20 protein-coding genes are annotated in these 26742 nt (G+C 62.7%); 14 read left to right on the forward strand and 6 right to left on the reverse strand.

Features of this window, described 5'->3' with window-relative positions; translation table 11 throughout:
* The first annotated feature begins 227 nt into the window (after nucleotides 1-227).
* Nucleotides 228-935 carry a glycosyltransferase family 32 protein gene (locus M0D43_RS20050; RefSeq protein ID WP_252162741.1) on the forward strand — a complete coding sequence of 236 codons (708 nt, stop codon included), beginning with the start codon at nucleotides 228-230 and terminating at the stop codon, nucleotides 933-935.
* A gap of 353 nt (nucleotides 936-1288) precedes the next feature.
* Here M0D43_RS20050 and M0D43_RS20055 read toward each other — a convergent pair whose 3' ends face one another.
* On the reverse strand, nucleotides 1289-2785 hold the full coding sequence (locus M0D43_RS20055; protein ID WP_252162742.1) for an aminotransferase class III-fold pyridoxal phosphate-dependent enzyme: 1497 nt from the start codon (nucleotides 2783-2785) through the stop codon (nucleotides 1289-1291).
* A 122-nt stretch (nucleotides 2786-2907) separates the two neighbouring features.
* Here M0D43_RS20055 and M0D43_RS20060 point away from each other — a divergent pair, with 122 nt between their 5' ends.
* From M0D43_RS20060 to M0D43_RS20100, 9 genes are all read left to right on the forward strand, one after another.
* Complete coding sequence (locus M0D43_RS20060) at nucleotides 2908-3339, forward strand: Lrp/AsnC family transcriptional regulator (RefSeq protein WP_101363770.1); 432 nt, start codon at nucleotides 2908-2910, stop codon at nucleotides 3337-3339.
* A gap of 151 nt (nucleotides 3340-3490) precedes the next feature.
* Nucleotides 3491-4561, forward strand: coding sequence for a tRNA preQ1(34) S-adenosylmethionine ribosyltransferase-isomerase QueA (queA, locus tag M0D43_RS20065; protein WP_252162743.1), 1071 nt, complete (start codon nucleotides 3491-3493; stop codon nucleotides 4559-4561).
* An 81-nt stretch (nucleotides 4562-4642) separates the two neighbouring features.
* Entirely contained in the window at nucleotides 4643-5788 is a 1146-nt protein-coding gene (tgt, locus tag M0D43_RS20070) for a tRNA guanosine(34) transglycosylase Tgt (protein ID WP_260807524.1), read from the forward strand.
* 131 nt (nucleotides 5789-5919) lie between these two features.
* A complete protein-coding gene (yajC, locus tag M0D43_RS20075; RefSeq protein ID WP_101363773.1) occupies nucleotides 5920-6273 on the forward strand; it encodes a preprotein translocase subunit YajC in 354 nt (117 codons plus the stop codon).
* A 186-nt stretch (nucleotides 6274-6459) separates the two neighbouring features.
* Nucleotides 6460-8304, forward strand: coding sequence for a protein translocase subunit SecD (gene secD / locus M0D43_RS20080; RefSeq protein WP_260807525.1), 1845 nt, complete (start codon nucleotides 6460-6462; stop codon nucleotides 8302-8304).
* A gap of 89 nt (nucleotides 8305-8393) precedes the next feature.
* Complete coding sequence (gene secF, locus M0D43_RS20085) at nucleotides 8394-9362, forward strand: protein translocase subunit SecF (protein ID WP_260807526.1); 969 nt, start codon at nucleotides 8394-8396, stop codon at nucleotides 9360-9362.
* Between the two features lie 1377 nt (nucleotides 9363-10739).
* A complete protein-coding gene (locus tag M0D43_RS20090; protein ID WP_260807527.1) occupies nucleotides 10740-11312 on the forward strand; it encodes a hypothetical protein in 573 nt (190 codons plus the stop codon).
* A gap of 81 nt (nucleotides 11313-11393) precedes the next feature.
* Entirely contained in the window at nucleotides 11394-11693 is a 300-nt protein-coding gene (locus M0D43_RS20095; RefSeq protein ID WP_260807528.1) for a YrhB domain-containing protein, read from the forward strand.
* A gap of 171 nt (nucleotides 11694-11864) precedes the next feature.
* The gene (locus tag M0D43_RS20100) at nucleotides 11865-12350 is read left to right on the forward strand and encodes a lysozyme inhibitor LprI family protein (protein ID WP_260807529.1); all 486 of its coding nucleotides are present in this window, start codon (nucleotides 11865-11867) and stop codon (nucleotides 12348-12350) included.
* 122 nt (nucleotides 12351-12472) lie between these two features.
* Here the strand turns inward: M0D43_RS20100 and M0D43_RS20105 are convergent, their stop codons facing one another.
* Nucleotides 12473-12697: a SymE family type I addiction module toxin gene (locus M0D43_RS20105; protein WP_080640084.1), complete on the reverse strand. Its 225-nt coding sequence runs from the start codon at nucleotides 12695-12697 to the stop codon at nucleotides 12473-12475.
* Nucleotides 12698-13294: 597 nt separating this feature from the next.
* Between M0D43_RS20105 and M0D43_RS20110 the strand changes: the two genes are divergently transcribed.
* From M0D43_RS20110 to M0D43_RS20125, 4 genes are all read left to right on the forward strand, one after another.
* Complete coding sequence (locus tag M0D43_RS20110; RefSeq protein WP_260807532.1) at nucleotides 13295-13954, forward strand: DUF1629 domain-containing protein; 660 nt, start codon at nucleotides 13295-13297, stop codon at nucleotides 13952-13954.
* 286 nt (nucleotides 13955-14240) lie between these two features.
* The gene (locus tag M0D43_RS20115) at nucleotides 14241-14882 is read left to right on the forward strand and encodes a DUF1629 domain-containing protein (RefSeq protein WP_227972196.1); all 642 of its coding nucleotides are present in this window, start codon (nucleotides 14241-14243) and stop codon (nucleotides 14880-14882) included.
* Between the two features lie 32 nt (nucleotides 14883-14914).
* Nucleotides 14915-18907, forward strand: a complete 3993-nt coding sequence (locus tag M0D43_RS20120) for a hypothetical protein (protein ID WP_425510706.1) — start codon at nucleotides 14915-14917, stop codon at nucleotides 18905-18907.
* Between the two features lie 40 nt (nucleotides 18908-18947).
* On the forward strand, nucleotides 18948-19598 hold the full coding sequence (locus M0D43_RS20125; protein WP_260807533.1) for a hypothetical protein: 651 nt from the start codon (nucleotides 18948-18950) through the stop codon (nucleotides 19596-19598).
* Between the two features lie 238 nt (nucleotides 19599-19836).
* Here M0D43_RS20125 and M0D43_RS20130 read toward each other — a convergent pair whose 3' ends face one another.
* The 4 genes from M0D43_RS20130 to ptsP form a co-directional block, all read right to left on the reverse strand.
* Nucleotides 19837-21114 (reverse strand): carbohydrate porin, encoded by a 1278-nt coding sequence (locus M0D43_RS20130; protein WP_260807534.1) that lies wholly within the window; start codon nucleotides 21112-21114, stop codon nucleotides 19837-19839.
* Between the two features lie 179 nt (nucleotides 21115-21293).
* Nucleotides 21294-23030, reverse strand: coding sequence for a PTS fructose transporter subunit IIC (locus tag M0D43_RS20135; RefSeq protein ID WP_260807535.1), 1737 nt, complete (start codon nucleotides 23028-23030; stop codon nucleotides 21294-21296).
* Between the two features lie 154 nt (nucleotides 23031-23184).
* Nucleotides 23185-24141 (reverse strand): 1-phosphofructokinase, encoded by a 957-nt coding sequence (gene pfkB, locus M0D43_RS20140; RefSeq protein ID WP_260807536.1) that lies wholly within the window; start codon nucleotides 24139-24141, stop codon nucleotides 23185-23187.
* The gene (gene ptsP, locus M0D43_RS20145) at nucleotides 24138-26654 is read right to left on the reverse strand and encodes a phosphoenolpyruvate--protein phosphotransferase (protein ID WP_260807537.1); all 2517 of its coding nucleotides are present in this window, start codon (nucleotides 26652-26654) and stop codon (nucleotides 24138-24140) included. Before ptsP ends, pfkB begins: the two co-directional genes overlap by 4 nt.
* Nucleotides 26655-26742: the final 88 nt, after the last annotated feature.

Genomic DNA, 26742 nt, shown 5'->3' on the forward strand with positions numbered 1-26742 from the left:
CGGCAAGGAATTTAGTCGGGATTTCGAATGCAGTTACACGTTGTTTCAAAACTTCGCATCCACATAGATTTCTTCTATCAGTGTGCGTTTGATGATCATGTAGTGCAATTTATGTCACGTCGGGAGTGCGACTAGGTTGGTGCAGCCAAGCCACCAACCGGGCAGCCGAATCGATGCGGCGCTGCGGCGGCGGCTCTGGTTCCCCCAGTCCCCCCGAGTCGCCCGCCATGATCCCCCACCTTATGCACCTGACCGCTCCCACCAAGCACTTGCTCTGGGAAGAGCGCAGGATTTGCGATCGCTTGCAGCGTCTATTACCAGGATGGACCTGTTACGTCTGGGACGATGCCGATAACTCAGAACTGATGCGGCGTGCGTTCCCCGAGTTTGCCGAGCGCTACGAGCAGATCCGCTTCGGCGTCATGAAAGCCGACATCGCCCGCTGCGCGTACATGCATGCACATGGCGGCTTCTACTTCGACACCGACTACAAACTGCTGCGGCCACTGGATGCGCAGGTGCTATCGCAGCATTGCGTGCTGCCCGTCGAGGACGGCGCGCCGGGCCATGAAGACTTCAAGATCGGCAATGCCGTCTTTGGCTCCGAACCAGGCCATCCGTTCTGGCGCGCGTTCATCGAGCACATCTTTACCGCGCATGCGCCGGAAACGCTGCAAGACCACCGCGAGATTCCGATGATTTCCGGCCCACGTGGCCTGACGCGTTTTTACAACGCCCACGGTGGACAGTTCTCCGACATCCTGTTCCCGCCACGCGACGCCTTCCATCCGGATCGCACATGGTTCGGGCTTGGCCACCGTGGCGGCAAGATCGCAGTGGGCTCGCACCTGTGCTGGGCATCGTGGCGCGGCAAGTCGCCGCGGCGTGCACTGACCAACTACCTGCGCCGCAAGTTGAACGCTGTGCCGATTTGAGTGGCAGCATGCGCGGTCATATGGCAATCGACCTGGGGCAGGTCGCCCAGGTCGAATCTGGGTGAGGTCATGCGCCTGCATGCTGCAGGCAATTTATGCAAGCGAAAGCTTGCGTGTTCAACTGGCTTCGCATTGCGTATTGCAATTAGTACGCGAAGTGACAGCGGCAATGCCGGTGGCGCGTCGGTGGATGACGCAGCGTATCTCAGTGGAACGCAACCGCCCCCTTGCGACGCCGTCGCTGGCGCCGGTCAAAATGCCAAGCTACACAGCATGTGGCTGGTGGCAGATTCACCCTCCGCCCAGGCGGCACACCGACGGCGTATGCGCGCCGGTGTGCCATCTGGACCAGATCAGGCCGCCTCGGCCTGCAGCTGACGTGGGCCTTCCTTGAGGGCACGGGCGATCAAGCCGACCAACAGATCGAGCTCGTCTTCATCCATCGCAAAGTGCGGGGTGAAGCGCAGCGAATTTTCGCCGCCGTGGATCACGTTGACGCCACGATGGCGCAACCATTCTTCGGTCGAACCGGCACCGTAGCATTTGAATTGCGGTGCCAGTTCGCAGGAGAACAACAGGCCGGTGCCTTGCACCTTGGTGATCAAGCCGCCGAGGTCGGCCTGTAGCGCTTCCAGTTTGGCAATCGCCTGCACACCGCGGATACGAATGTTGTCGCGCACTTGCGGCGTGAACAATGCCAGCGTGGCGCAGGCGACATCGAGCGCGCGCGGGTTGGTGGTCATGGTGTTGCCGTAGGTGCCTTTGCGATACACCTGCGCGGCGTGTTCGTTCACTGCCAACACCGACAGCGGGTATTGCGCGGCGTTGAGCGCTTTGGAATAGGTTTCCAGATCCGGCGGGTCGAGCTGCTCGAAGCCCGGGTAATCCACCACCGATAGCACGCCATGCGCGCGCAGCCCGGCCTGGATGGAATCGACCAGCAGCAGGCTGCCGTGGGCACGGGTGAGCGCGCGTGCAGCGGCATAGAACTCGGCCGGCAACGCCCGCCCCGGGTCGCCTTCGCCCATCACCGGCTCCAGGAACACCGCTTCGATAAACCAGTGATTGCGCGCGGCTTCATCGAAGGCGCGTTGCAACGCGGCCACGTCATATGGCGCAATCGCAATGACGGAGTCCTCGTCGCGATAGCTGGCCAGATACTTGGTGTAGGTCTTGCGGCTGGAATCCGAATACAGCCCCGGACGATCGGTACGGCCATGGAAGCTGCCTTTGACGACCAGTCGCTTGATGGTGGCGCCGGCATGCCGCGCGCCCGGGTCGGTGTGCAGCTTGGCATTCGTATCGACGATACGCGCGGCCAGGCCCACCGCTTCGGAGCCGGAGTTGAGACACATGAAGCGGACGAATGGGCAACCGCCGCGGCTGTGACCGATCTCGGCGCGCAGGGCGCGATCAAGCCGGCGCTGCGCCAGGCTGGGCGTCATCACGTTGGCCATCACCTGGGGGCGCGCCATGGCATCGAGCACCGCCGCTGGCGTGTGGCCGAAGCCGAGCATGCCGTAGCCGCCGGCGTCGTACAGCACGGCCCCCTTGAGCGTGATCACCCACGGCCCGCGTGCGGCCAGCGCCACGTAGGGCGTCACTGCATCGTCGGCGTAGAAGTTGATGAAACCTTCCTGCACTGTGCTGATCTGGGCGTCTTCATCCAGATCCAGCAGGTCGGCGACGTCATCACGCACCAGCGCGTATTCAGCTGCCGCCGCTGCGATGGCATGTTGCAGATCGGGGTGATTTGCGGCCAGGCGCGCGATGGTCGCGTCGTCCAGGCCTTCGGTCAGGCGGCGGCCGGCATGGGCACGCAGCGGGGCGAGCGGGGCAAGGACGGACATGGCGCATCTCCTTCAATAGTGGCATTCGCTTTCTATTATCGGCAGAAGATCGGCGTTTGGCAGCGTGAATTTGGGCAGGAAGTGCGGTATTTTCGGCGATTCGACGAAAAGAATGCGCAATAGTGAAGATCACGCCCTCCGACGAACGCCTGTTATCGCTGTTGCGCGAGGACGCGCGGGCCTCCACCGCCCAGATCGCCCGCCGGCTCGGACTCTCGCGCACCACGGTGCAAAGCCGCATCGAAAAGCTCGAAAGCGACGGCGTGATCAGTGGCTACACCGTGCGCACGCATGACGACTACGAGCAGGGCCGCATCCGCGCGCACATCCTGATCACCGTGCTGCCCAAGAAGATGCCTGCCGTGGTCAAGGCGCTACGCGATATCCCGGAAGTGCGCCTGCTGCACTCGGTCAGCGGCGCCTACGACCTGATCGCCCTGGGCGTGGTCGGCGGCGTCAACGAGATGGATGTGCTCACCGACGCCATCGGCGCCATCGACGGGGTGGAGCGCACCACGACCTCGATCATTTTGTCGACGAAGTTCGAGCGGTGAGGGACGGGGAATCGGGAATCGGGAGAGCTTGATCCGGTAACCGGAACTCCTACTGCGCAGACCGGCCCGCTTTTACGATTCCCGATTCCCGATTCTCCATTCGCGGCCGCAGTTACACTATCCGGCTACTCAGCCATCTAATCCTGCGGTCTTGAAGAAGTCCGATTTCCATTACGACCTGCCCGAAGAACTGATTGCCCAGGCGCCGCTTGCCGAGCGTGCGGCCAGCCGCTTGCTGGTCGTTCCGCCGTCGCCGCAGGCGCTGGCCGACCGCCAGGTCCGCGATCTGCCCGAGTTGTTGCAGCCGGGCGATCTGTTGATCTTCAACGACACCCGCGTCATCCCGGCGCGGCTGTTCGGGCAGAAGGCCAGCGGTGGGCGGGTAGAGATCCTGATCGAGCGTCTGCTCGGTGAACGCGAGGCGCGGGTGCAGATCGGCGCCAGCAAGTCGCCCAAGGCCGGCAGCTTGATCGCGCTCGATGCCGGTGGCCAGGCCGAGGTGCTGGGCCGCGATGGCGAGTTCTATCTGCTACGTTTCGAGATCCCCACCCCGCTGGAACACTGGCTGCTGGCCGCTGGCCGCCTGCCACTGCCGCCGTATATCCGCCGCGAACCGGGCATCGAAGACCGTGAGCGCTATCAAACCGTGTTCGCGCGCGAAGTCGGCGCGGTCGCTGCGCCCACCGCCGGCCTGCATTTCGACGAGGAACTGCTGGCGCGCCTGCGCGAGCGCGGTGTCGAGTTCGGCCACGTCACGCTGCATGTCGGTGCCGGGACGTTCCAGCCGGTGCGCGTGGACAAGCTCGACCAACACGTGATGCACAAAGAATGGCTCAATGTCGGTGCGGCGCTGGTGGAACAGGTGCGCCGCACGCGTGCCCGCGGCGGCCGCGTCATCGCGGTGGGCACCACGGTGGTGCGCTCGCTGGAAAGCGCCTGGCGCGCCACCGACGCCGCGCCCGAGGGCGAATTACAGCCGTTCGCCGGCGAAACCCAGATCTTCATCCTGCCCGGCTACCGCATCCGCAGCGTCGATGCGATGGTCACCAACTTCCATCTGCCCGAAAGCACCTTGATGATGATGGTCTCGGCCTTCGCCGGCCGCGAGCGCATTTTCGAGGCTTACCACCACGCCATCGCGCAGCGCTACCGCTTCTTTTCGTACGGCGATGCGATGTTGTTGTGGGGCAGGAATTGGGGAATCGGGAATGGGGAATCGTAACGCGGTACCCGCCGAACGATCAGCCACCTGCCAACCGCTCTTCCCATTCCCGATTCCCGACTCCCCATTCCCGGCCTTTCAATGTCCCGACTCCAGTTCCAGCTTCAAGCCACCGACGGGCATGCCCGGCGTGGGCGCCTGACCTTTCCGCGTGGCACGGTGGAAACCCCAGCGTTCATGCCGGTGGGCACGTATGGCTCGGTCAAGGGCATCCTGCCCGAGCAGATCCGCGCGCTGGGGGCGGAGATCATCCTGGGCAATACCTTCCATCTGTATCTGCGCCCGGGTCTGGATGTGATCGGCGATCACGGCGGGTTGCACGGGTTTGCACGCTGGGACGGGCCAATCCTCACCGATTCCGGCGGTTTTCAGGTGTTTTCGCTCGCGCATCGCCGCAAGATCACCGAGCAGGGTGTGACGTTTTCCTCGCCCACCGATGGCGCACGCGTGTTCCTGGGCCCGGAAGAGAGCATGAAAATTCAGAAAGTGCTCGATTCGGACATCGTGATGATCTTCGATGAGTGCACGCCGTACCCGGCCACCGAGGACGTGGCGCGCCGCTCGATGGAGCTGAGCCTGCGCTGGGCGCAGCGCTCGCGCGATGCGCACGATGGGCTGTGCAACGATGCGGCGCTGTTCGGCATCGTGCAGGGTGGGGTGCATCCGGACCTGCGCAGCCGCTCGCTGGACGGCCTGCAAGGCATCGGTTTCGATGGGTATGCGATCGGCGGGCTGGCGGTGGGCGAGCCCGAGCACGAGCGCAACGCCATGCTCGAACACCTGCACCCGCGCCTGCCGGCCGAGCGCCCGCGCTACCTGATGGGCGTGGGCCGCCCGGAGGATCTGGTCGAAGGCGTGGCCCGCGGGGTGGACATGTTCGACTGCGTCATGCCCACCCGCAATGCGCGTAACGGCCACTATTTCACCTCGTTCGGCACCGTGCGTATCCGTAACGCCAAGTACGAGCGCGACCTGGACACCATCGAGCCGGGCTGCGGCTGCCACGCCTGCAGCAGTGGCTACACACGTTCCTATCTGCGCCACCTGGATCGCTGCAACGAGATGCTCGCGCCGATGCTGGGCACCCTGCACAACCTCTGGTACTACGAAAAACTGATGGCCGATCTGCGTGCGGCGATCGCGTCGGGAACCTTTGTGCAGTTCCGGCGGTCCTTCTATGCGGCACGCGGCGCCACCCCGCCGCCGTTGCCCGGGGAAGCAAGCTGAGACCGGCCGTCGGCGCCCTGGCGCGGACGGCGTGAAACCTGCGTGGCATAATTCCCGGCTGTTCCGCTCCGGCGGTACCTGAATAGCGAGCGGGCCCATGGGCGCGCTGGCACCAAACTAGGATGCACTGAATGAACTTGCTCGATTTCCTGATCCCCGTCGCTCAGGCGCAAGCCGCTGGCGCCGCGCCGGCACCCGGCCCGCTGGGTGGTCTGTCCACCTTTGCGCTGCCGATCATCCTGATTGCGGTCATGTATTTCTTGATGATCCGTCCGCAGATGAAGCGTCAGAAGGAGCACAAGTCGCTGCTGGACAAGCTGGCGCGCGGCGATGAAGTCATCACCTCCGGCGGCGTCGCCGGCGTGATCACCGACATCGGCGACAACTTCATCAGCGTGGAAGTGGCCGACAACGTGCGCATCCGCGTGCAGAAGAGCGCCGTGGGCCATGTGCTGCCGAAGGGCACGCTGAAGTCGGCCAGCTAACGCGTCTTAGCCGGCTGCGCCGCTCGGGCGGGCGCAGTCGGCACGTGGAGCCGGATGCTGTCACCAGCCGGTTCTGCTGTACCGCCCGTATCCATCTGAAGACCGCTGGCGACGCTGTATCGGCCGCCTGACGTCGTTCTCACTGCTAGGCGCGTCGCCGGGATGGTGTCGTGCAGGACTGTCGCAATGCTCGAATTTCCTCGCTGGAAGTACTTCCTGATCCTGCTGGTGCTGGCGGTCAGTGCGCTGTACGCGCTGCCCAACATCTATCAGAAGGACCCGTCCGTGCAGATCACCGCCAGCCGCGGTGCTCAGCTCGACGACGCGTTGCGCAGTCGTATCGACGCCGACCTCAAGGCTGCCGGCATCACGCCCAAGGCAGTCACCAAGGAAGGCGACAGCCTGATGGTGCGGTTGCCCTCGCTGCAGGCGCAGACCCGCGCCAATGACGTGTTGCGTCAGCAGCTGGGCGAGAACTACACCGTGGCGCTGAACCTGGCCTCCACGGTGCCGGACTGGCTGGCCAAGCTGGGCGGCCGGCCGATGGTGCTGGGTCTGGACCTGGTGGGCGGTGTGCACTTCGCCATGCAGGTCGACCAGAAAGCTGCGCTGGAAAAGCGTCTGGACGGGTTTGCCGAAGACATCCGCACCACCTTGCGCGATGCGCGTATCCCGTACCGCTCGGTGGAACGTCGCGCCGACAACAGCATCCAGGTCAGCCTGGGCGAGGGCGCCGACGCCGATGCCGCGCGCGTGGCGCTGGCCAAGGCGCAGCCGACCCTGACCTACGACGTCAGTGGCCAGAACATCGCGGTCAAGGTGCCGGAGGCCGAGCTCAAGCAGATCGCCAGCGGTGCGATCGAGCAGAACCTCACCACCTTGCGCAACCGCGTCAATGCACTGGGTGTGTCCGAGCCCACCATCCAGCGCCAGGGCGAAGACCGCATCGTGGTCGAACTGCCGGGTTTGCAGGACACCGCCGAGGCCAAACGCCTGATCGGTGCGACCGCCTCGCTGGAATTCCGCGCCGTGGTCGACGGTAACGCCGAAGATGCCGTGCGCAGCGGCAACATCCCGCCGGAGGCCAAGGTCTATCGCCTGCGCGATAGCAATGCCCCGGTGCTGTTGAACAAGCGCGCGCTGGTGACGGGCGACCAGATGGTCAGCGCCTCTGTCAGCACCGACCAGAACGGCATGCCGGCAGTTGCGGTGACGCTCAACAACGTGGCCGGCCAGCGTATGTTCGACTACACCAGCGCAAACGTCGGCAAGCTGATGTCGGTGGTCTACATCGAGCGTATTCCCACCGTGACCATGGTCGACGGCAAGGAAGTGCGTAGCGTGCGGGTCAAGGAAGAAGCGTTGCCTGCTACACGCATCGCTGGCGTGTTCGGCAAGAACTTCCAGACCACCGGTCTGGAAAAGACCGAAGCCGAAAACCTGGCCAAGCTGCTGAAATCCGGCTCACTGGCCGCGCCGATGGACTTCGTCGAGGAATACGTGATCGGCCCGAGCCTGGGTGCGGAGAACGTGGAGCGTGGCGTCACGGCGGTGGTCTACTCGTTCCTGTTCACCCTGGTGTTCTTCACCATCTACTACCGCGTGTTCGGCGCGATCACCTCGGTGGCGCTGCTGTTCAACCTGCTGATCGTGGTGGCGGTGATGTCGCTGTTCGGCGCCACCATGACGCTGCCGGGTTTTGCTGGCCTTGCGCTGTCGGTGGGTCTGTCGGTGGACGCCAACGTGCTTATCAACGAGCGTATCCGTGAAGAGTTGCGGCTCGGCGTGCCGGCCAAATCGGCGATCGCGGCCGGTTACGAAAAGGCCGGCGGCACCATCCTCGATGCCAACCTCACCGGCTTGATCGTGGCGGTGGCCTTGTATGCGTTCGGCACCGGCCCGCTGAAGGGCTTCGCGCTGACCATGATGATCGGTATTTTCGCCTCGATGTTTACCGCGATCACCGTCTCGCGTGCGCTGGCGGTATTGATCTACGGCAGCCGCAAGAAGCTGAAGTCTGTCGCTATTTAATGCGAGTCCCTCGCAAGAGCCCGACTGTAATGCGAGTCCCTCGCAAGAGCCCGCACATCCATGTGCGGACTTTCTAGGAAGATCTTTCAATGAAAATTTTTCCGCTTCATCTGATCCCGAACGACACCAAGATCGATTTCATGAGCTGGCGCAAGCCGGTGCTGATCTTGATGCTGGTGCTGGCAGTCGCCTCGGTCGGCATCATCGTCGGCAAGGGTTTCAACTACGCGCTGGAGTTCACCGGCGGTACGCTGGTGCAGACCTCGTTCCAGAAGACCGTGGACGTGGACCAGGTGCGCGAAAAGCTGTCCAAGGCCGGCTTTGAAAACGCCCAGGTGCAGAACGCTCGCGGCGGCAATGAAGTCATGATTCGCCTGCAGCCGCATGGCCAGAACAACAATCGTGACGATGCCGCACGCACCGTTGCCGAAGAGGTGCGCAAGGCGGTGACCAGCGATGAGAATCCGGCCACCGTGCAGCCCGGCGAATTCGTCGGCCCGCAGGTCGGTAAGGATCTGGCATTGAATGGCGTGTATGCCACGGTGTTCATGCTGGTGGGTTTTTTGATCTACATCGCGTTCCGCTTCGAGTGGAAGTTCGCGGTAGTCGCCAGCCTGACCGCGTTGTTCGATTTGCTGGTCACCGTGGCCTTCGTGTCGTTGACCGGCCGCGAGTTCGACCTGACCGTGCTGGCCGGCCTGCTGTCGGTGATGGGCTTTGCGATCAACGACATCATCGTGGTGTTCGACCGTGTGCGTGAAAATTTCCGTGCCTTGCGCGTCGAGCCGCTGGAAGTGTTGAACCGTTCGATCAACCAGACGCTGTCGCGTACGGTGATTACCGCGGTGATGTTCTTCCTGTCGGCGTTGGCGCTGTACATCTACGGCGGCGAGTCGATGGAAGGCCTGGCCGAGACGCACATGATTGGCGCGGTGATCGTGGTGATCTCGTCGGTGATCGTCGCCGTGCCGATGCTGAGCATCGGGCCGTTCGCGGTGACCAAGCAGGATCTGCTGCCCAAGGCCAAGGACGTGGAGGCGCTGGCGCGCCGTCCCTGATGGGTTGGCAAAAGGTGTGACGAAAAAACCGCGCATTGCGCGGTTTTTTCGTTTCTGGCGTTGGATTGCCTGGTTCACGGTTATGCACCGTGATGTCACGACTCAAGATTGTGAAAACCAGGAATTTCGTCGGACACGTGATGCCGATCGATACGCAGTACGTTGCGTAGAGAGCCGCTGGCCAGGATGAAGCGCCGTGTCCAACTGAGACACGCCTGCTCAGTGCGCAGGCTGTAGTGCCGAACGCGCAAGCGGTCGCGCACTTGATAGAGCAACTGCGTCGGCGGACGTGCGTTTACGCCATTGTTTTAGGGGGTGTATTTCATACGCCTGTGTCCTTGCTGGATAAAACTAGAAACCGCGCAAAGGTAGAGTCCGCTTGCCGTCGCGTAATCCCTTGATGGCGGCTAGGATTTCCCCATTCACAAAGCGCCAGCGATCGAAGATACTCCGTGCAACACCGCATTTCGGCGGTCCAATAGTAGTTAGGTGCCATAGCAAATGCTTAGCGGACTTTGGGACTGGTGGCAGACTCACTTTCTTCTGGGCTTGGTTGGCTCTTTGGTCGGGCTGCTAGTGGTTGCGCCTTTGCTGTTAGTCCCAGCTTGGCGCAAGCGATTGCTTCGGTCAGACATGGACATCGAGGGGATTGGTCTCGTGGCCTTGGCAGTCGTGTTGGTTGCGGTCGGGTGCTACAACTACTTCGGTGGCGTCAGTGGCACCTAACAATTCAATCAAGCCGAACTGGCTTCGCCAGTCGGCTTATCTCGGGCGTTAGGCCTCAATGCGCGTAATAGTCGGGCTGAAACAAGGCGACGAGTTCTTTCGTCTTCTATGGATATCCGAAAGTCGGAGCGGCATCTACATTGGCCACTTTACTGGCGTGGTGGACGTGCATTCCTCCTACCATCAAGATGGAACCCGCCATTCCAGAATTGCCAAGTCACATCATCAGCGATGGAAGGACGTACCACTCAAATCCCACAGCGGCGTCAAGCAACTCCTGCACACCAGCATCTCTACCAAAGCCCCGCATGACCGCTGGCCGTCAGTCGCATCAGATCGTGACGAACTATTAGTCTTGAACGGCGGACAGTTCGCTGACTACGATAAGCTGGCCGTAGATGCTTGGCTGTCTGACGCTGGCAGCAAGAGCACACTAGAGCGCCGCGCGGCGTACACCCATAACCACTTGGGCTTTCATCACATCTCACTTTCAACCTGGCACCTCTCGCACTTTCCAAATTTGGTCTTCGCACTGTCATTCTGGGCGGCAAATACGCATGCACCGGTTGAGGTCTAACAATTCATTCAAGTCGAAACCGCTTCGCGGTTCGGCTTAATTCAGGTGTTAGGCCGCAAGGAAACGTTCTCGACATGACCATTGCCGTCTATATCGACAGCTGCGCGTGGAACTACCTTCAAGAGAAGGCAGTGGATCTCGTCGCTGAGCTTCCACCCGATAGGTATGCGCTATACCTCACCCGAGAAGTCGAAATCGAAATTGAGGCTATCCCTGACGACGAAAAAAGGCAGCAGCTCAAGGCCTACATTCGCGATAATATCGAGAGTTCCTCCATAAAGACGACGTCTGTATTCGGTTTCAAAACCTTCGAACCTGATGGCTCCCCATCGAAAGCCCAAGTGTACGGCGGCTTTGGTCAGGGGGCGTTTCAATCTTCCACAGATCGAGAATTCTATGCGTTTCCAGGGATTAAGTCGCAATTGATTGGCAAAACACCACGCCGCAGCGGATTGAGTGCCAACCAAGCAGACGTATCTCTGGCTGCTCGCTCATTTGGATCCATCGTGCTGACCAACGATCAAAAAGCAGGGCCTCTGAGGATGGCTTCTGAACTTGGTGGAAAGGTTGTATACCTTGCTGCCCAAGTGGAGCAAAGTGGGCTCACTCTGGGCCAATACATCGCATCCTTGCAGCAGGTAACATGAATCGCTCTGTCACGCGGCCTAACCAATCGTTCGAGGCGGACGGCTTCGCCGCCGCTCAACTCCAGCGTTAGGCGGCACAAAATGCTTACTCGCGATCAGGCAAAACAGCTAGTGCAATCCCTGCTAGATTCCCAGATCACTGAAATGGACTGTGAGGTTGCAGTCATTGACTCCGCCACCTTGGAACGACCCTTTGGGTGGGTGTTCTTCTGTCAATCCAAGGAGTATCTGTTGACGGGCAACTACTCAACGCAGCTTGCTGGCAATTCACCACTGATCGTCAATCGACACACCGGCCAGGTCGTTGCCACTGGAACGGCCGAGCCGGCTGAGGAGTACATTGCGCGTTATGAGGCGTCACTTGCGTCGGGTGCCGCCTAACAATTCATTCAAGCCGACGCCGCTTCGCCGCGCGGCTTAATTTAGGTGTTAGATGGCCTTGGACATTTCAACGGTACGTGACCAATGCTAGAGAAATTCCTATATGCCGTTTTCGGAGCGCTGATAGCGGCATTTAGTTTCCTCGTGCGACGCCGCATCGAGCAGAGACCCATGTTCGAACAGATCGATAAGCAGCAAAAGCTGCTCGATCTGAAGAAGAGCTTAGAGGCGTCAGGGACTACCCTTGATGATTTGAAAGTGCTTGAAGACACGATTCTAGGAAAGGCCAGCTCGGCAAAGACACTGGCCGCCGCATATGAAGAACAGGCGTTCCAGATCTACGCCAGTGATCAATCGGAACACATGACTCAAGCGGACATGAATCGGCACGCCGCAGCGTCCTTCCACAGAGCCGAAGAAAGACTTGTCGCGCTGGTGGAAGATTTGCGAGAGGAGCTTTCTGCTGGCAGACGTGATGCGTTCGAAAAGTCTCACCAAGCATGGCTTCAGTATCGCGAGGCTGGCGCTGAGTTCCAGTCTAGCCAGTACCACGGCGGAAGTATCCAGACTCTCATCCACGCCAGCGCGCAAGAGAGCATTACCATTTCGCGGATCGTCGAGCTCGAACCTCTGCTTAGGGAGCTGCGGACAATATGAGGCGGCCATCTAACAATTCGTCCAAGCCGATGCCACTTTGCGGCGCGGCTTAACTCAGGCGTTAGGCCCGTAAAAACAGAATGCCGCAGACGGAAACTGATCCGTCTGCGGCATTGTTAGTATCACTCTTCGGCGATGATTGTGATGCCACGTTCAGTCACTTGCACTTGTGCTTTGTGGCCTACGGAAAATCCTGCCGCTTGCAACCAATCTCCGCTCAAACGCAAGAACGGTACCTGTCTCGGCAGGGTCCGGCGCTCTACATCTTTATGCTTGCTTTCGTAGACCTGATAGCCAACGGTTAAAAAACGCAGTTCCGGCTGCGCAGTCTTTCTCTTTACGGCCATAGTGGTGCTCCTAGCGGATTGTTGAGTTACGCCCCTGTTGAGAGGGCGACCGAGTACTTCAACACCGCCGCTAGACGGCCCCCAGCTTTCCCCGGCAAGCCGGGTCTTGTATGACTGGACGCTACTCGGCCATAGAAACTATGGGCGCAAAAAAACCGCGTTTCAGTCGCGGGCACTGCTAGCGGAAGGTATGTTGAGTACCTTAAGTCAATTTAGCGCTCTACTGGCTTGCGGTCAACTGGTGGGCATGGGCCTAACAATTCGTTCAAGCCGACCCCACATCGTGGCAGCGCCAGCGTGCTTTACGCTACGCTAGCACGTACTCGCTGCCCCGCTGCGGGTCGGCTTAATTCAGGCGTTAGGCGGTGGTGGAGCAAAACACCTTGGCGTTCTACCTCGTCAGCTGCTTCAGCACGCACGGGGGGACGTCGGTTTTAAGATCATCATGAGATCGAGCAGCAGACGCTGAAGAACAAGTCGCACTTATCAACCCAGGCCTTCTGCCAAACTCCAGATTGGCTGACAGGAGTAGTTGAATGCCCATGCAGCCGATGATGGCGCTAGACTTCGGTCACAGCAATCCAAGGGTGTGAGCCTGTGGACGGGATGCAACACATGGAAACCAACATGACCAATCAGCCCAAAAAGGGCGAGTTTTTCGAGCTGCTGCCGGACGGCCGGCGTGGAGGAAAGGGCCACGGGGTGATCTTCGAAAATGAGCAGGCTCTTTTGACGCCGCCCCGGCTTATTTTGCAGCCGGACGAAGGAGGATTTCCTCCGTTGAGAGAGACGCCACTATTGATCTACAACCCCATGGAAGGGGCGTTGCCTCAGGATCTAGAGGGAGGCTTCAGTGGCTACTGGCTGGTCTCCGAGCGGCTCCGCAAGGTGATGGAATCTGTGGATGCGGATGCCTTCGCCTTTGCTGATGCTGACTATCGCTTAGCCGATGGTTCCAAAGGTCCGACCGTCTTCCTCTGCGATGTCGTTCGCACATTAGATGCTTTGGATGAGGAAGCCTCGGAACTCGATATCAAAATCAGCGACGATTACGAGGCTGGAAAGTATTACAGCCTTGCGGGCGGTAGTCGCTTGGCTTTCAAGAGTGGCGTGCTCGGAAATGCGCATGTATTTAAACTTCCGTTCAACGATGGCGTCTTTTGTGATTGGGTATTCAAGGAGGCGGCTGAGGCCGCCGGTATTGGCACTAATGGAAATTCTGACGGGCTATGGCTCTACGACACGGTGAACTGCTGAGCGGAAACACTCACAAGGAAGCGATGATCTGCCATTTCTAACCAACGGATGCTTGGCGCAATCTGTAACTGGGCCAAGCCGACAGGAAGGTCACCGAGCGCCTGAAGTGAGCCGAAGTCTTTTGGGCATTAAGAGTGCTGGGCTAACTGATCATCGGTGGCCTGCAGAACGTCGGTCTTGCGGCTAGGTGGGCAGCCGCCGATGCTCCACGATCTAGGCGGGCAAGTTGAGGAGTTAAGCTGTTCACGTAAGTTGAGATCAAAGCACCAAAGATGAGGTGGAACGTATGCAATCAACAAGACCTAATCAGCCGACGCCGGGTGCCTTCTATATGTTCGTGTCGGACATGGAGAGCAACGGGCCGCGCTGCGGAGTGAGGTTCAACAATCTCCGCCAGCTGCTTTCGCCGCCGTGTGTGATCCTGCGTCCGCAAGAAGGCGGTTTCCCCTCGATGCTCGAGCAACCGCAGATGACTTATGACCCCAGTGCAGGTCCGGAGCCTCGTGATCTGGAGCCAGGGTTCGGCGGTTATTGGTTGGTGTCTGAGCAACTCCATGACGTCATGTGCTTGGTTGATCCAAATGCCTTCGCATTCGCTGAGGTGGATTACCGTTTGGCCGATGGTATTAAGGGGCCGCGTCGCTTCTTATGCGACGTTGTTAGAGAGCTGGATGCCTTGGATGAAGGATTGTCGAGGCTTAAGATCAAGGTTAATGACGATTATGTGCGTGGGAAGTTCTATTCGTTGGGGGGCGGAGCCAGCCTTGCCTTCCGAAATGAAGTCTTGGGACAGTCGCATGTGTTCCGGTTGCCGTTCAACCCGTCTGTTTTTTGTGACCAGGTGTTTAAGGACGCGGTTCACGAAGCCGGAATACCTGACGTGGCAGAACTAAGCGGCATCTCTTTCATTGACGCATCGGATATCTGATCCAATCAGCTGACAAAGACGGACCCTAGATCATGGCAGGCAAGCCCCTCTTTCAGCAGCACCACGGCGTCGATCAGAAGTCATTTGAGATTGATCCTTTATTACAGGTGCTTGTCGACAACGGTCGGTTAAATAAGGATGCGGCCACTAATCTGATTAATTTGCCAAACGACAAGGCTCTTGCCCGTGCCATTGGGGTTACGCCACATACAGGACGCCATATCAAGGAATATTCCCTTGGTATGAAAGATGCCCTCGAAGACTTGGCGTCCACGAAAGACGGGCAGGCGATATTGCTCCAAAAGCCTGATCCTGATGCCTTAGATCGAGTTGCGCTTAAGGTTCAGCGATTGAGCGACACCGTGCAGGTTGCGCTGATCAATGGCGACTTGCGCACCAACAAAGCGCTGGGGCAAAAGATAGACCAAACTCGAGCTGTCACCCGGGCATTCTTCGGCGGCCCGGACGGCTACGCCGCCCAGAACGCGACGCAGTTGGATGCACACGCCCAGGCCAGTGCCAATGCACGCCAATGGGGCGGAGTGACACACAACGAAAGCCGTATCGTGTCCACGTTGCAGCACTTTCACAGCTCTGGACAGCCGCTACTGGCTGGCGGCAACCTCGATCTTCAGCGCCATGGGCTATCCCAGGCCATCTCCGACGCTTACCACAATGGCCGCTTGACCATGTCACCCGGTGGCGTGGCTGTAGTGGAGAACACCTTGGGCGAGGAAGCCGCCAGACCTTTGCGAGTTCCTCGCGGTCAAAGCGGTGCCGCGTCCATGGAAGTGTTGCTCGGCAATGCCTCGGCCAGCACCCTGGTGCGTTCGGGTGGCTTGCTGGCGACGGGGGCAGACGCAGTTATTACTGCTCGCCGTTCGGCTGAGCTGCTGGAACAAGGCAACGCAACCGCCGCGCAATCCGAGGTCACCCATGCTTTGGCCCGCAACGCGGGCGGCTGGGCCGGTGGTGCGTCCACTGCGGTGGCGCTGGGCGGTAGCGGCTTCGTGCCTGCGGCCTTGGTTGTGGGCGACGCGCTGTTGATGAGCAAGGCGTTCGACAAAGGCGCCGACTTGCTGGACAACCGCGCTATCTACCACCAGACCGACAAGGCCGGGGTGGAGTGGCAGTTCAATGAGCGGGATTGGGAGCGCCAAGCCGCGTTCGACCTATCCAGTGGACATCCCACCCAGGAAGCGGTGGGTGCCAGCTACGCCAAATCCCAGGAACTGGGGGCCATGGCCAACGCCAAAGCCGCCGAGTTCGCGCTGGGCAAAGCGCCCCCGCCGCAGGACCCGTTCAACTTGCCTGCCCAGCCGGGTGACCGGATTGGGTTGGACAATCAAAATTGGCATCGCAATCCAGCCACAGAGACGTGGGAGCGCCAGGTCAAGACCGGCGTGGCGGGTGCGGATGATCGCGGCGTCTACGAGCCACAAATCGCAAGCGCGGAGCAGACACAACGCTTGAATCAGGAGGCTCTGGCCCGGATCGAGACCAACATAGGCACCGGCCGTGAGGCAATTGCGCAGGCCTACATCGAGAGCCATGCCGCCCAGCGCGGGCGAGACTATGGGGTGGGCGTTCCTGCCGCCGTGGAAAGTGCTCTTGCCAAGCCGGATCGGGTGCAAGGCCACGATGGTCAGACCTACCAGCGCAACGAGTCAGGACAGTGGGCCGGCAAGGATGGCGTCGCCAGCGGCAACCTGGCGGCGGAGCTGGAGCTCACCAACCAGATGCGCCAGTCTTCGCTGGAGCGCGCTCAGGAGACCCTGGCGGCGATTGAAGCGCGTCCGGCACCCACGGCCGCAGAGATGGAGCACAACGAGCTGCTGCACCGTTACCGGGCCGCAGGCGTTGATTTGAACGTCAACCCGCAGACCCAGCAGGCCGTGGAGCTGGCCGCGCAGCGGACCAGGGACGCCAACGGCATCACCGGGCCGACCATGCAGCAGTTGCGGCGCAACGAGGCTGGGCAATACGGCTATGACAGCCCCATCGCACACCTGCAGCAAGGGCCCGATGGCATCGCACGCGTGGTGGCTGTCACCAGCAGCGATGACATTCGGCAGGCGCTGAGTGAGACGCAAGGCAATCGGCGAGAATCGCCGACCCTTGGGCGCGTGCTTGAGGGAACGGCAGACGCGGACACCTCGACCTCCGAGTCGTCCAATCCGCAGCAAGTGCTGGATATCCAGGCACGCATGCAGGCCTCTGTCGCGGCACAGGCGCGGCAAGAGCGCGAACAGCAAGATCGCCTTGCACAGGAGCAGCATGCCGCACAGGTGCGCGAGCACCTCCATCAGGCACAGCCTGAGCACGAAGACAGGTCACAAAGCGAACAAGCGGTCCAGGCGCACGCGGTGCTGGAAGGTCAACGCCAAGCCGGGCAGCAACGCGAACAGGAAGAGCGCCAAGTGCAGGAGCGCCAAGCACAGACCAGCCAGCAACGCGAGCTGCAGGAACATGAGGAAAGGGACGTCCAGCAACGTCAGGCGCAAGAGCGCCAGGCTCAGGACAACCAAGAGCGCGAGCAGCAGCAATACCGCCAGGTTCAAGAAGCAACGCGAATTGAGGTCCAGGAACGTCAGGCTCAGCAAGCGCAGGGGCAGGACGAATTTCAGCAAGCCTCGCAGCAACCAGACACTCAGCCGAATGCTCAAGATGCCGCGCTGGCTCACCAAGTAACGAGTCCTCAGTCGCAACAGGAAAACGCGCGCCAGCGGCCAGAGACACAGAACCAACAGGCAGGCGAAAATCTGGCGCACGACACACCTGACCCACTGAAGCAGACGCCCGGTCCAGGTGACGCGCAGCCGCATCAAGCACTAGAGGCAGAGCGCGCGCTGGAAATGCAGGCAATGGAGAGCCGCGCCGCCGCCCGCGTCCAAGTGTCTTCCTCCGAAGGCCCGGAGCAGGACAGCCAACCTTCCCAGAGCGTGCAGGCCGATGCGGGGCTGTCAGCGCTGTCTCGCCACGTGCAAACGCAGCAGGTTGAGATGGAGCAAGCGTCGGTCCGCCAGCAAGATATGGCGCGTGAGCAGGAGGCAGCGCCGGTTCGGGTCATGGCCCAAGCAACGCCTGCGACAGCAGAGCCGTTGATTGCATCGCAGTCCGCAGCGTCTAGCAATCCTGAGCAAGAAACGAAGTCAGAGCAGAACCGTCCTTCGGACATGTTTCTCGCTGAGCATGACGCGCCAGCGCTATCGCCTGCATACCTCGCGCAGGCATACGGGCAATCGCTGGGAGGTAGCGTAGAGAATCGCTTTCCCAAGGAGCCAGCAGACGCGGAAAACCAGCAGGCCCAATCGATCCCGGCCCAGGATCGCAGCGCCGCAGACCCGGGTGGCGCCCTGTTCCTGGAAGAGACCATGCGGTCGTTGCGTCAACTGCAACAGGAAATTGAGGCGGCGGATCGGGAAGACGAACGTTTCCATCAAGAATGGAAGGAGTATCGCGAGCGCGGAGAACCCTATCCCTTCGTTCGCGACGGCGCGCGGGACCAGGAGAGTGGGAGCATTGATGCATTCAGCGCGCAAGAACAAGGCCAGCGCTCTCCCAGTGAAGCGGCTCAGCAAACCGATGCCTTTCCACCCCTAGCTCAGCGCTCCACCGGTCCAGGTGGAGGGGATGGGCCAGACCATTCTTCGCAAACCGAGCGGAAATCCATCACCGGCGACCCGGATGTGGACGAGGTGCTCTACGCGCTCGACAGCAAGAACGAGTTGGCGATTGAGCAGGCGCTAAATCGTGTGGCCAACAGCGCAGCCACGCAGGCGTTGTTGAAAAAAGGCAATGATTTCCTGGAAGCGCAGGCCCAGCAAGAGGCCCAGGAGCACGTCGCCACACGCCAGGCACTGGGGATGGATGTCTCACCGGAAATCAACACCAGCCGCGGACCGGTGATGGTGATGACACTGCCAGAGTTTGCCAAGGGGCCGATGCAGAGCGGTCCCCAAGGGGACGGCGGCGGCGGTGGAGACGGCGGTGGGGGCGGTGGTGGTGGAGGGGGCGGCGGTTAGTCAGAATCTCTTCCGTGACCAGCCGAGTTTAGGAGACCTCATGGACAGGCAAGACGCTGCCGCAATAGCGGAAATGATGGCGACGTTGAACGCATCCAATGCGTCTTTGCAAGAGACCATCACGGTGCTGACGACGTTGATGGCATCCATGCAGCAGCGCGAACAACGGTTGCGCGATGTGGTTGCCGAGCAACTTCAGGTAGTCCAACACGCGGCCAGCAGCGCCGATGCCAAGGTCAGCCGGGTGCTTGAGAATGCATTGCCGAGGCTGACGCAGCTGACCAATCAGGCGTTAACGCAGACGCTGGAGCCAGCCGCCAAGCGATTCAACAAAGAAATGGCCACGGCGGACGAGACGTTGCAACAGGCCACCCGGCGTTACGCGAAAGCGCAGCAGACGTTGGAGACGCGGATCACGCGCCGCATGGGAATCGCATCCGCCACGATGCTCGTGGCGGGCGTGCTAGGGCTGGGGGCGGTGGCCTACTCGGTTGGCATCATCACCGAAAAGCGAACCGAACTCGCACAGCTTCGAGCGTCCATCGACTACCTGGATCGCGTGTCGCGTGCCGACCTAGCTCCCTGTGGCGAAGGCCGGCTCTGTGCCACCTTGGAGAAGAATGGGCCGCGTTACGGCAACCAAAGACAGTACAGAGCGATCAATCTGCGCGCGATACCAGATTCGCAATGATGCGACGTCGTCATTACAGCCACTGGCTTGCGCGCGACAGGGGCGGCCGAAAAAGCCACATCGCGTGCGGTCGCGCGCCTAAGCGGCTCATCGAACTCATTGGTTATATCCGGCAATGCCCAACCCAACCGAGTCGACGAAATGCATTGCACTGTAGTCAAATGCAACGCACCCGCCACTCACTTCAGGCAGTGGTGCCCGCCAAGCATGCGCGCAACGCGCGCAGCCTCTCCGCAACTCACAGATTCCAATCGATCCGCAGGCCGGCGATCAGCGCGTTCTTCAGATCGTTGGTGCGGGTCGGTTCGTTGAACTGGTCGGGATTGATCACGTAGTGCAGGTTCGGCGCGATGCGCAGTTGCTTGGTGACCTGGATGCCGTAGCTCAGCTCCATCATGATCTGGTTGTCGGCCGGGGTGCCGGTGCCGCCGGCGGAGGCGCGCGCCAGTCGCAGGTTCTCGATCGCGGCGTCGCTGTACTTTTGCTGGGTGATCACAAACGCAATGTTGTCCTGCGGGCGGCTGGCGAAGGTGCCTTTCTGCACCAGGCCGAGCTGGATGAAATGGTCTTCGATGGCCTGGCCGCCGGTGCTTTGCAGCACGGCGCCGAAGACGGTGAGGCCGCGCGCGCTCGACGGGTCGGGGTTGGTCACCTGCTGCTCGAAGCGCGCGAACAGGCCAGAGCGGCCCTGCTTGTTTTCATACGACAGGCCGGTCAGCACGGCCGGGTTGCCGTTGCGGTCGCGCAGCGGGTCGGTGTAGTCGGAGTTGTCCTGCCAGCCGCCAAGTTCGTACATGGCCGCCATGCTGCCGTCGCCGCCCTTGTTCTTGTAGCCAACGGCATAGGGCACCACCACGCCGGTCGTGTCGTTGGTGCTCCAGTTCAAGCCATGCTGGCCGTCCTGGGCCTGCACCGGGTTCACCTCGTAGGCGCCGACGTGGACGTAGACCTTGGGCGTGACCCATGCGGTTGCATCGGCGGCCCAACTGGAGACCGGCCAGTAGGTGAAGTTGCTGGTGCGGAACACGAAGGTCGGGTTGCCGCAGGCCGAGTTGCCCTGGAAGTACTGGCACAGGTCCGAGCCGAGGAAGTGGATGTTGGCCACGCTGCGGCCGGCTTCCAGTTCCAGGCGGTCGTTGAAGAGCTTCTGCAGCAGGGTGAAGTTGGCCAGGCGCGTGCCCTGGCCGCCGTAGATTTCCTGCACCGAGGTGCTGTTGCCGATGCTGCTGTTGGCCAGGTTGGTGCCGTGGCGGTTGGTGACGTACAACTTCACCGTGGCGCCGTTCCAGCCGAACAGGCGGTCCATGTCGACATCGGTGCCGACCATCAACTGGCCGGCGTAGGCATCGCCGCTCTTGCGGCCGCCGTCGATCATCGAGGCCGCTTCGCCGGTGTAGCCCAGTTTGAGCTTGAAGGCGTCGGCGGCGTCTTGCGCGTGGGCGAGCGGGGTCAGTGCCAAGGTCAGCGTCAGGCACAACAGGCGGGGGCGGGCACGGCGGGGGGCGAGGGCGGTCATGGCAGGACTCCGGACGAAAGGGGCGTGGCCGTGGGGTGGCGAACGCGACAAGAAGGGGATGGGCAAGCCGCTGGCGGCGCACCTGGGTGCGCAGCGCAGCGGGAGAAGCAGGTCAGGGCACGCGCGGTAGAGCGCAGGCGCATCGGGTGCGGCGGCAGGTCCGTGCCGCCGTTGCTGGATCAGGCGACGACCTCGGCAACCGGCTTCTTGAGCAGGCGCAGCGCGATCGCCGTGACCACCACGCCGACCACCAGAGCCAGCACGTAATTGAGCAGGTGGGTGACGGCGTTGGGGATCAGCAGCACGAAGATGCCGCCATGCGGGGCCTTGAGTTCGGCACCGGCCGTCATCGAGATCGCGCCGGCCACGGCCGAGCCGATCACCAGTGCGGGGATGGTGCGCAACGGGTCGCGTGCGGCATAGGGGATGGCGCCTTCGGTGACGAAGGCCAGCCCGAGCACGCCGGCCGCGGTGGCCGAGCCGCGTTCTTCGGCGGTGAAGCGGTTGCGGAATACCCAGGTCGCCAGCGCGATGCCCAGCGGCGGGGTCATGCCGGCCACCATGGCAGCGGCCATCGGGGTATAGACCTGGCTGGCGATCAGGCCAGTGGAAAACGCATAGGCCGCCTTGTTGACCGGCCCGCCCATGTCGAAGGCCATCATGCCGCCGAGCAGCAGGCCGAGCAGCAACGCGCTACTGCCTTGCATGCCGCGCAACCAGGCGGTGAGCCAGGCCAACAGGTCGGCCACGGGCTGACCAAACACGTACATCATCGCCAAGCCGACCAGCAGGGTGCCCAGCACCGGCAGGATCAGCACCGGCTTGAGACCTTCCAGGTTGCGCGGCAGCTTGATGTAGCGGTTCAGCGCGGCCACGCCGTAGCCGGCGATGAAGCCGGCAATGATCCCGCCGAGGAAACCGGCGTTGAGATTGGCCGCGACCAGGCCGCCGATCATGCCGGGCGCGATGCCGGGGCGGTCGGCGATGGAGTAGGCGATGTAACCGGCCAGGGCGGGCACCATCAGGGTGAAGCCGGCCTTGGCGCCGATCTGGAACAGCGACCAGGCCAATGTGCCTTGATGCGCATCGTCGCCGGCGTAGATGCCGCCCAGCGCAAATGCCAGCGCAATCAGCAGGCCGCCGGCAGTGACGAACGGCAGCATGAAAGAGACGCCGGTCATCAGATGCCTGTAGGCGCCGGTGCGTCCGTTGCCCTTGCTCGCCGTTGTGCTGGCAGCCGTGCCGCTGGCAGGTGTCGGCCCGCCATGCACGCCGGCGTCGGCCAGTGCCTTGTTGATCAGCGCCGGGCCATCATTGATCGCCGGCTTGGTGCCGCTCTTGAAGACGCGTTTGCCGCCGAAGCGGGCCAGGTCCACTTCGCGGTCGGCGGCAATGATGACGACGTCTGCTGCGCGGATTTCATCGTCGGTCAGTGCGTCCTGCGCCCCCACCGAGCCCTGGGTTTCCACCCGCATCTGGTAGCCGAGCTTCTTGGCGGCTTGCTGCAGGCCTTCGGCAGCCATGAAGGTGTGCGCGATGCCGGTGGGGCAGGAGGTGATCGCAACGATGCGCTTGCTGCCGCTGCCGCTGGGACTGCTGGCGACGGCCGGGTCGGCGTGTGCGGCCAGCTTGCCGATCGCAGCGGCCGGGTCGTCCAGCACCGCACCCAGGCTCAGGCGCACCAGTTGCGCGTCGCCAAAGCGGGCGGTGTCGGCATCGGTGTCGCCGACCACCAATACCTGGGTGGCTGTGCTGGCGAGCTCGCCCGGCAAGGCGCCGAGCACGCCCTGGTCGCTGCGGATTTCGATCGTCACGCTGCGCCCGGCGGCGGTAGCCGCACGGCGCAGCGCTTCGGCCGCCAGGACGGCTTCGGTGCTGCGTTCGCCGGCGGCGATGACCACGATGGAAGAGGACATGGCAAAACTCCTGCTGTGTTGCGATCGCCGGTATCGCCGGCGGGGGAATTCAAGCGTTATGCGTGGCGTTGACGCGCATGAGGTGTGCCGCTGCCTGTCATTGTCACAACCCACGCACATCTGGGTGCCGGCATCGGCGGCAGCGACTGGCTGCTCATGACAGCGCTTGGATCACGACGTCGGTTGCGGCGCGGCGCACGCTCTCGGGCGTGATCCGACGCGCCTCGCCGCTTTCCAGCCGGCACATCGAAAATGCCGTGGCCAGCCGCGCGCATTGCTCTAGTGTTGTTGCCTCGTCCAGCAGCGCAGCGGCCAATCCGGCCACCATCGCATCGCCTGCGCCCACGCTGCTGCCCTGCGCCAAGCGTGGCGGGCGGGCGATCAAACGTTGGTCGCGCTGCACGAACAGGGCGCCGTCGGTGCCCATCGAAATGACCACCAACTGGACGCCACGTGCGATCAGTTCGTGCGCGGCGGCGCTCAGTGCGGCGCGGTCGTTCAACGGGCGACCGGTCCAGGCTTCGAGCTCGTGCCGGTTCGGTTTGACCGCGTACGGCAGCGCATCGCCTGCAGCATTCAGCGCCGTCACCAACGGCATGCCGCTGGTGTCCAGCAGCACGCGCGCACCGGCGGCACTGGCCTGGGCCTGCAACTGCGCCCAGCTGTCGTCCGGCAGCCCGGACGGCAGGCTGCCGGACAGCACCACCGGCAGGCCGGGGCACAGCAGCGGAGCGAGGTGGTCGGCCACGCCCTGCAGATGCGGCTGGCCCAGGCACAGGCCGGGCAGGTTGATATCGGTGGTGTCGTTGCTGCGTGCGTCGACCAGCTTGAGATTGGTGCGGGTTTCGCCGGCCACACGTTGGCAGTGATCGGTGATGCCGCGTTCGCGGAACAAGGCTTCGAACACGCCGGCATTGCCGACCCCGAGTACGCCCAGCGCGGCGACCTGGCTGCCCCAGTCGGCCAGGCAGGCGGCCACATTGATGCCTTTGCCGCCGGCATCGTTGCGCACGCTGCTGGCGCGGTGCACGGCGCCCGGCTGCAGATGATCGAGCTGGATGGTTTGGTCGATCGCCGGATTCAGCGTGACGGTGATGGCCTGCAGGCTCATGCCGCGTCCTCGCGCTTGGCTTCCAATGCGCGCACTTGTTCGGCGGTTTCGCAGTTCAGCGCCTGCTCGGCGAGCTGCTGCAATGTGCTCAGCGCAGCGCCGCGCAGGCGCGCTTTCACTGCGGGGATGTCGTTGGGCGTCATCGACAATTCCTGCACGCCCAGGCCGGCCAGCAAGCTGGCGCCGAACGCGTCGCCGGCCAGCCCGCCGCACACGCCGACCCAGCGCTCGTGCTTGCGCGCGCCTTCGATCGTGCTGCGGATCATGCGCAGCACCGCCGGGTGCAGGCTGTCGGCTTCGGCAGCCAGTTCCGGGTTCTGGCGGTCGATCGCCAGCACGTACTGGGTGAGGTCGTTGGTGCCGATCGAGAAGAAGTCTGCGTGACGCGCCAGCACGTCGGCCTGCGCGGCGGCGGCCGGCACCTCGATCATGATGCCGATCGGCACCTCCGGTGCGTCGAGGTCGGCGCGGATGCGTGCGCAGATCTCGCGCAGCGCGATCAGTTCCGGCACCGACGTGATCATCGGGAACATGATCGACAGCCGCGCACCGTCCTTGGCGGCGCGATACAGCGCACGCAGTTGCGGCTCCAGCAGGTCGGGGCGACGCAGCAGCAGGCGCGCGCCGCGCACGCCGAGGAACGGGTTTTCTTCGTGCGGCAATTCCAGATGCGCCACTTGCTTGTCGCCGCCGATGTCCAGCGCACGCACGATCAGCGGGCGGCCATCCAGCGCCTGCGCCATTGCCAGATAGGTGGCGTGTTGTTCGTCTTCGCTGGGGGTTCGGCCGCTTTCCAGGAACAGGAATTCGGTGCGCATCAGGCCGACGCCTTCGGCACCCTGGGTCAGTGCCATCGCGACCTGGTCGGGCAGATTGACGTTGGCGCCGATGTCGATGTGGTGGCCGTCGGTGGTTTCGGCCGGCAACGCGCGCTGCGCGGCTTCGCGCTCGCGGATGGCCTGCTGCTCGGCGATATGCGTGCGTGCGGCGTCCAGGTCCAGTTCGGACGGATTGATGTACAGGCGCCCGCTGCTGCCGTCGATGATGGCAGTGACGCCATCTTCGATCTCCAGCAACTGGCCGCCGGCCGCGACCAGCGCCGGCAGGCCGAGCGTGCGCGAGAGGATGGCGGTATGCGAGGTCGGCCCACCCTGCGCGGTGGCCAGGCCGAGTACGCGGGCGGTGTCCAGATTGGCGGTGTCCGACGGCGACAGGTCGCTGGCGAGCAGGATGCACGGCTGCTCGGGCAGGTCGGTGAGACCGGCACCGGCCGCGGCCGGATCGAGCTGGGCCAGCACGCGGCGGCCGACATCGCGCAGATCGGCAGCGCGACCGGCCAACACCGGGTTGCCCAACGCAGCCAGACCGGAGGCGATCTGTTCCACCGCCTGATGCCACGACCACGCCACGCCGTGGCCTTCGACCATCAGCTGGCAGGTGCGGGTGATCAGGTCGGTGTCGTTGAGCAGCTCGGCCTGGGCCTTGAAGATGGCCGCGTCCGAGGCGCCGAGGCGGCGCTGGGTGTCGTCCTGGATCGCCGCCAGCTGCTGGCGGGTGCGGGTCAGCGCGTCGTGCAGCAATGCGCCGCCATCGCCCAGGCCGACCGGTTGATCGGCCACTTCGGTCTGCGCCGCGCGCAGGCGATGCACGATGCCGATCGCCACGCCCGGGCTGGCGCCGATGCCGACGATGGCCGGCTGTGCCTGCGGCGGGGTCCAGCCGGCGACCGGGGCGGCGCGACGTTGCGCAGCACGCTCGGCATCGGCCTTTTCCTGCGCGGTGAGGCTGTCCATTACCGCCCGCAGGCGCTTGAGCAGGGCGGCGGCGTCGCTGCCTTCGGCCGAAACGGTGATGCTGTCGCCGGCACGCAGGCCGAGCTGTAGCAAGCCGACCAAGCTTTTCGCATCGGCGGCCTGGTCGCCGGCGCGCACCTGCGCACGGGCCGAAAAGCCGCGTGCGGTCTCGGCCCAACGGGTGGCCGGGCGGGCATGCAGGCCGCTGGGGTAGGCGATGGTCCACTCGAAGGATTCGGCCAGATCGGTGGCTGGCGCGGCGCTGGTGTCTGGCGCACGGTCGCCGGTGAGCGCGGCCACGATCACGCCAGGGTCGTCGGTGGTGAACAGCGCTTCCAGCTGCGCCGGGTCCTGGATCAACCGGGTCAGCCGGCGCAGCAAGGTGATGTGGGTATCGGACTGCGCGGCGATGCCCACCACCAGCCGGGTGATCTGGCCAGGATTCCATTCCACACCGTCGGGTAGCTGCAGTACCGCGATGCCGTCGCGGCGCACCAGGTGACGGTCTTCGCCGACGCCGTGCGGAATGGCAAGGCCGTGGCCCAGGAAGGTATTGGCCAGGCCTTCGCGGCGCCGCATGCTGGCGTCGTAACCCGGCGAGACGCAGCCGGCCGCGACCAGCAGCTGGGCAGCCTGCGCAATGGCGTCGTCCTTGTCGCGGGCAGACGCGCGCAGGCGCACAAGGTCGGGGGTGACGGGGGCAAGCGACGGAGAGGACAAGGCGGGCTCCGGATGAGGTCGGGCTGGGAAGTATAGTGGGAACGTTCCCACTGTTGACGTCAATGTGCACTGCACAAAACCGTTGTAG

Source organism: Xanthomonas prunicola (assembly GCF_025266575.1).
GTDB lineage: Bacteria > Pseudomonadota > Gammaproteobacteria > Xanthomonadales > Xanthomonadaceae > Xanthomonas > Xanthomonas prunicola.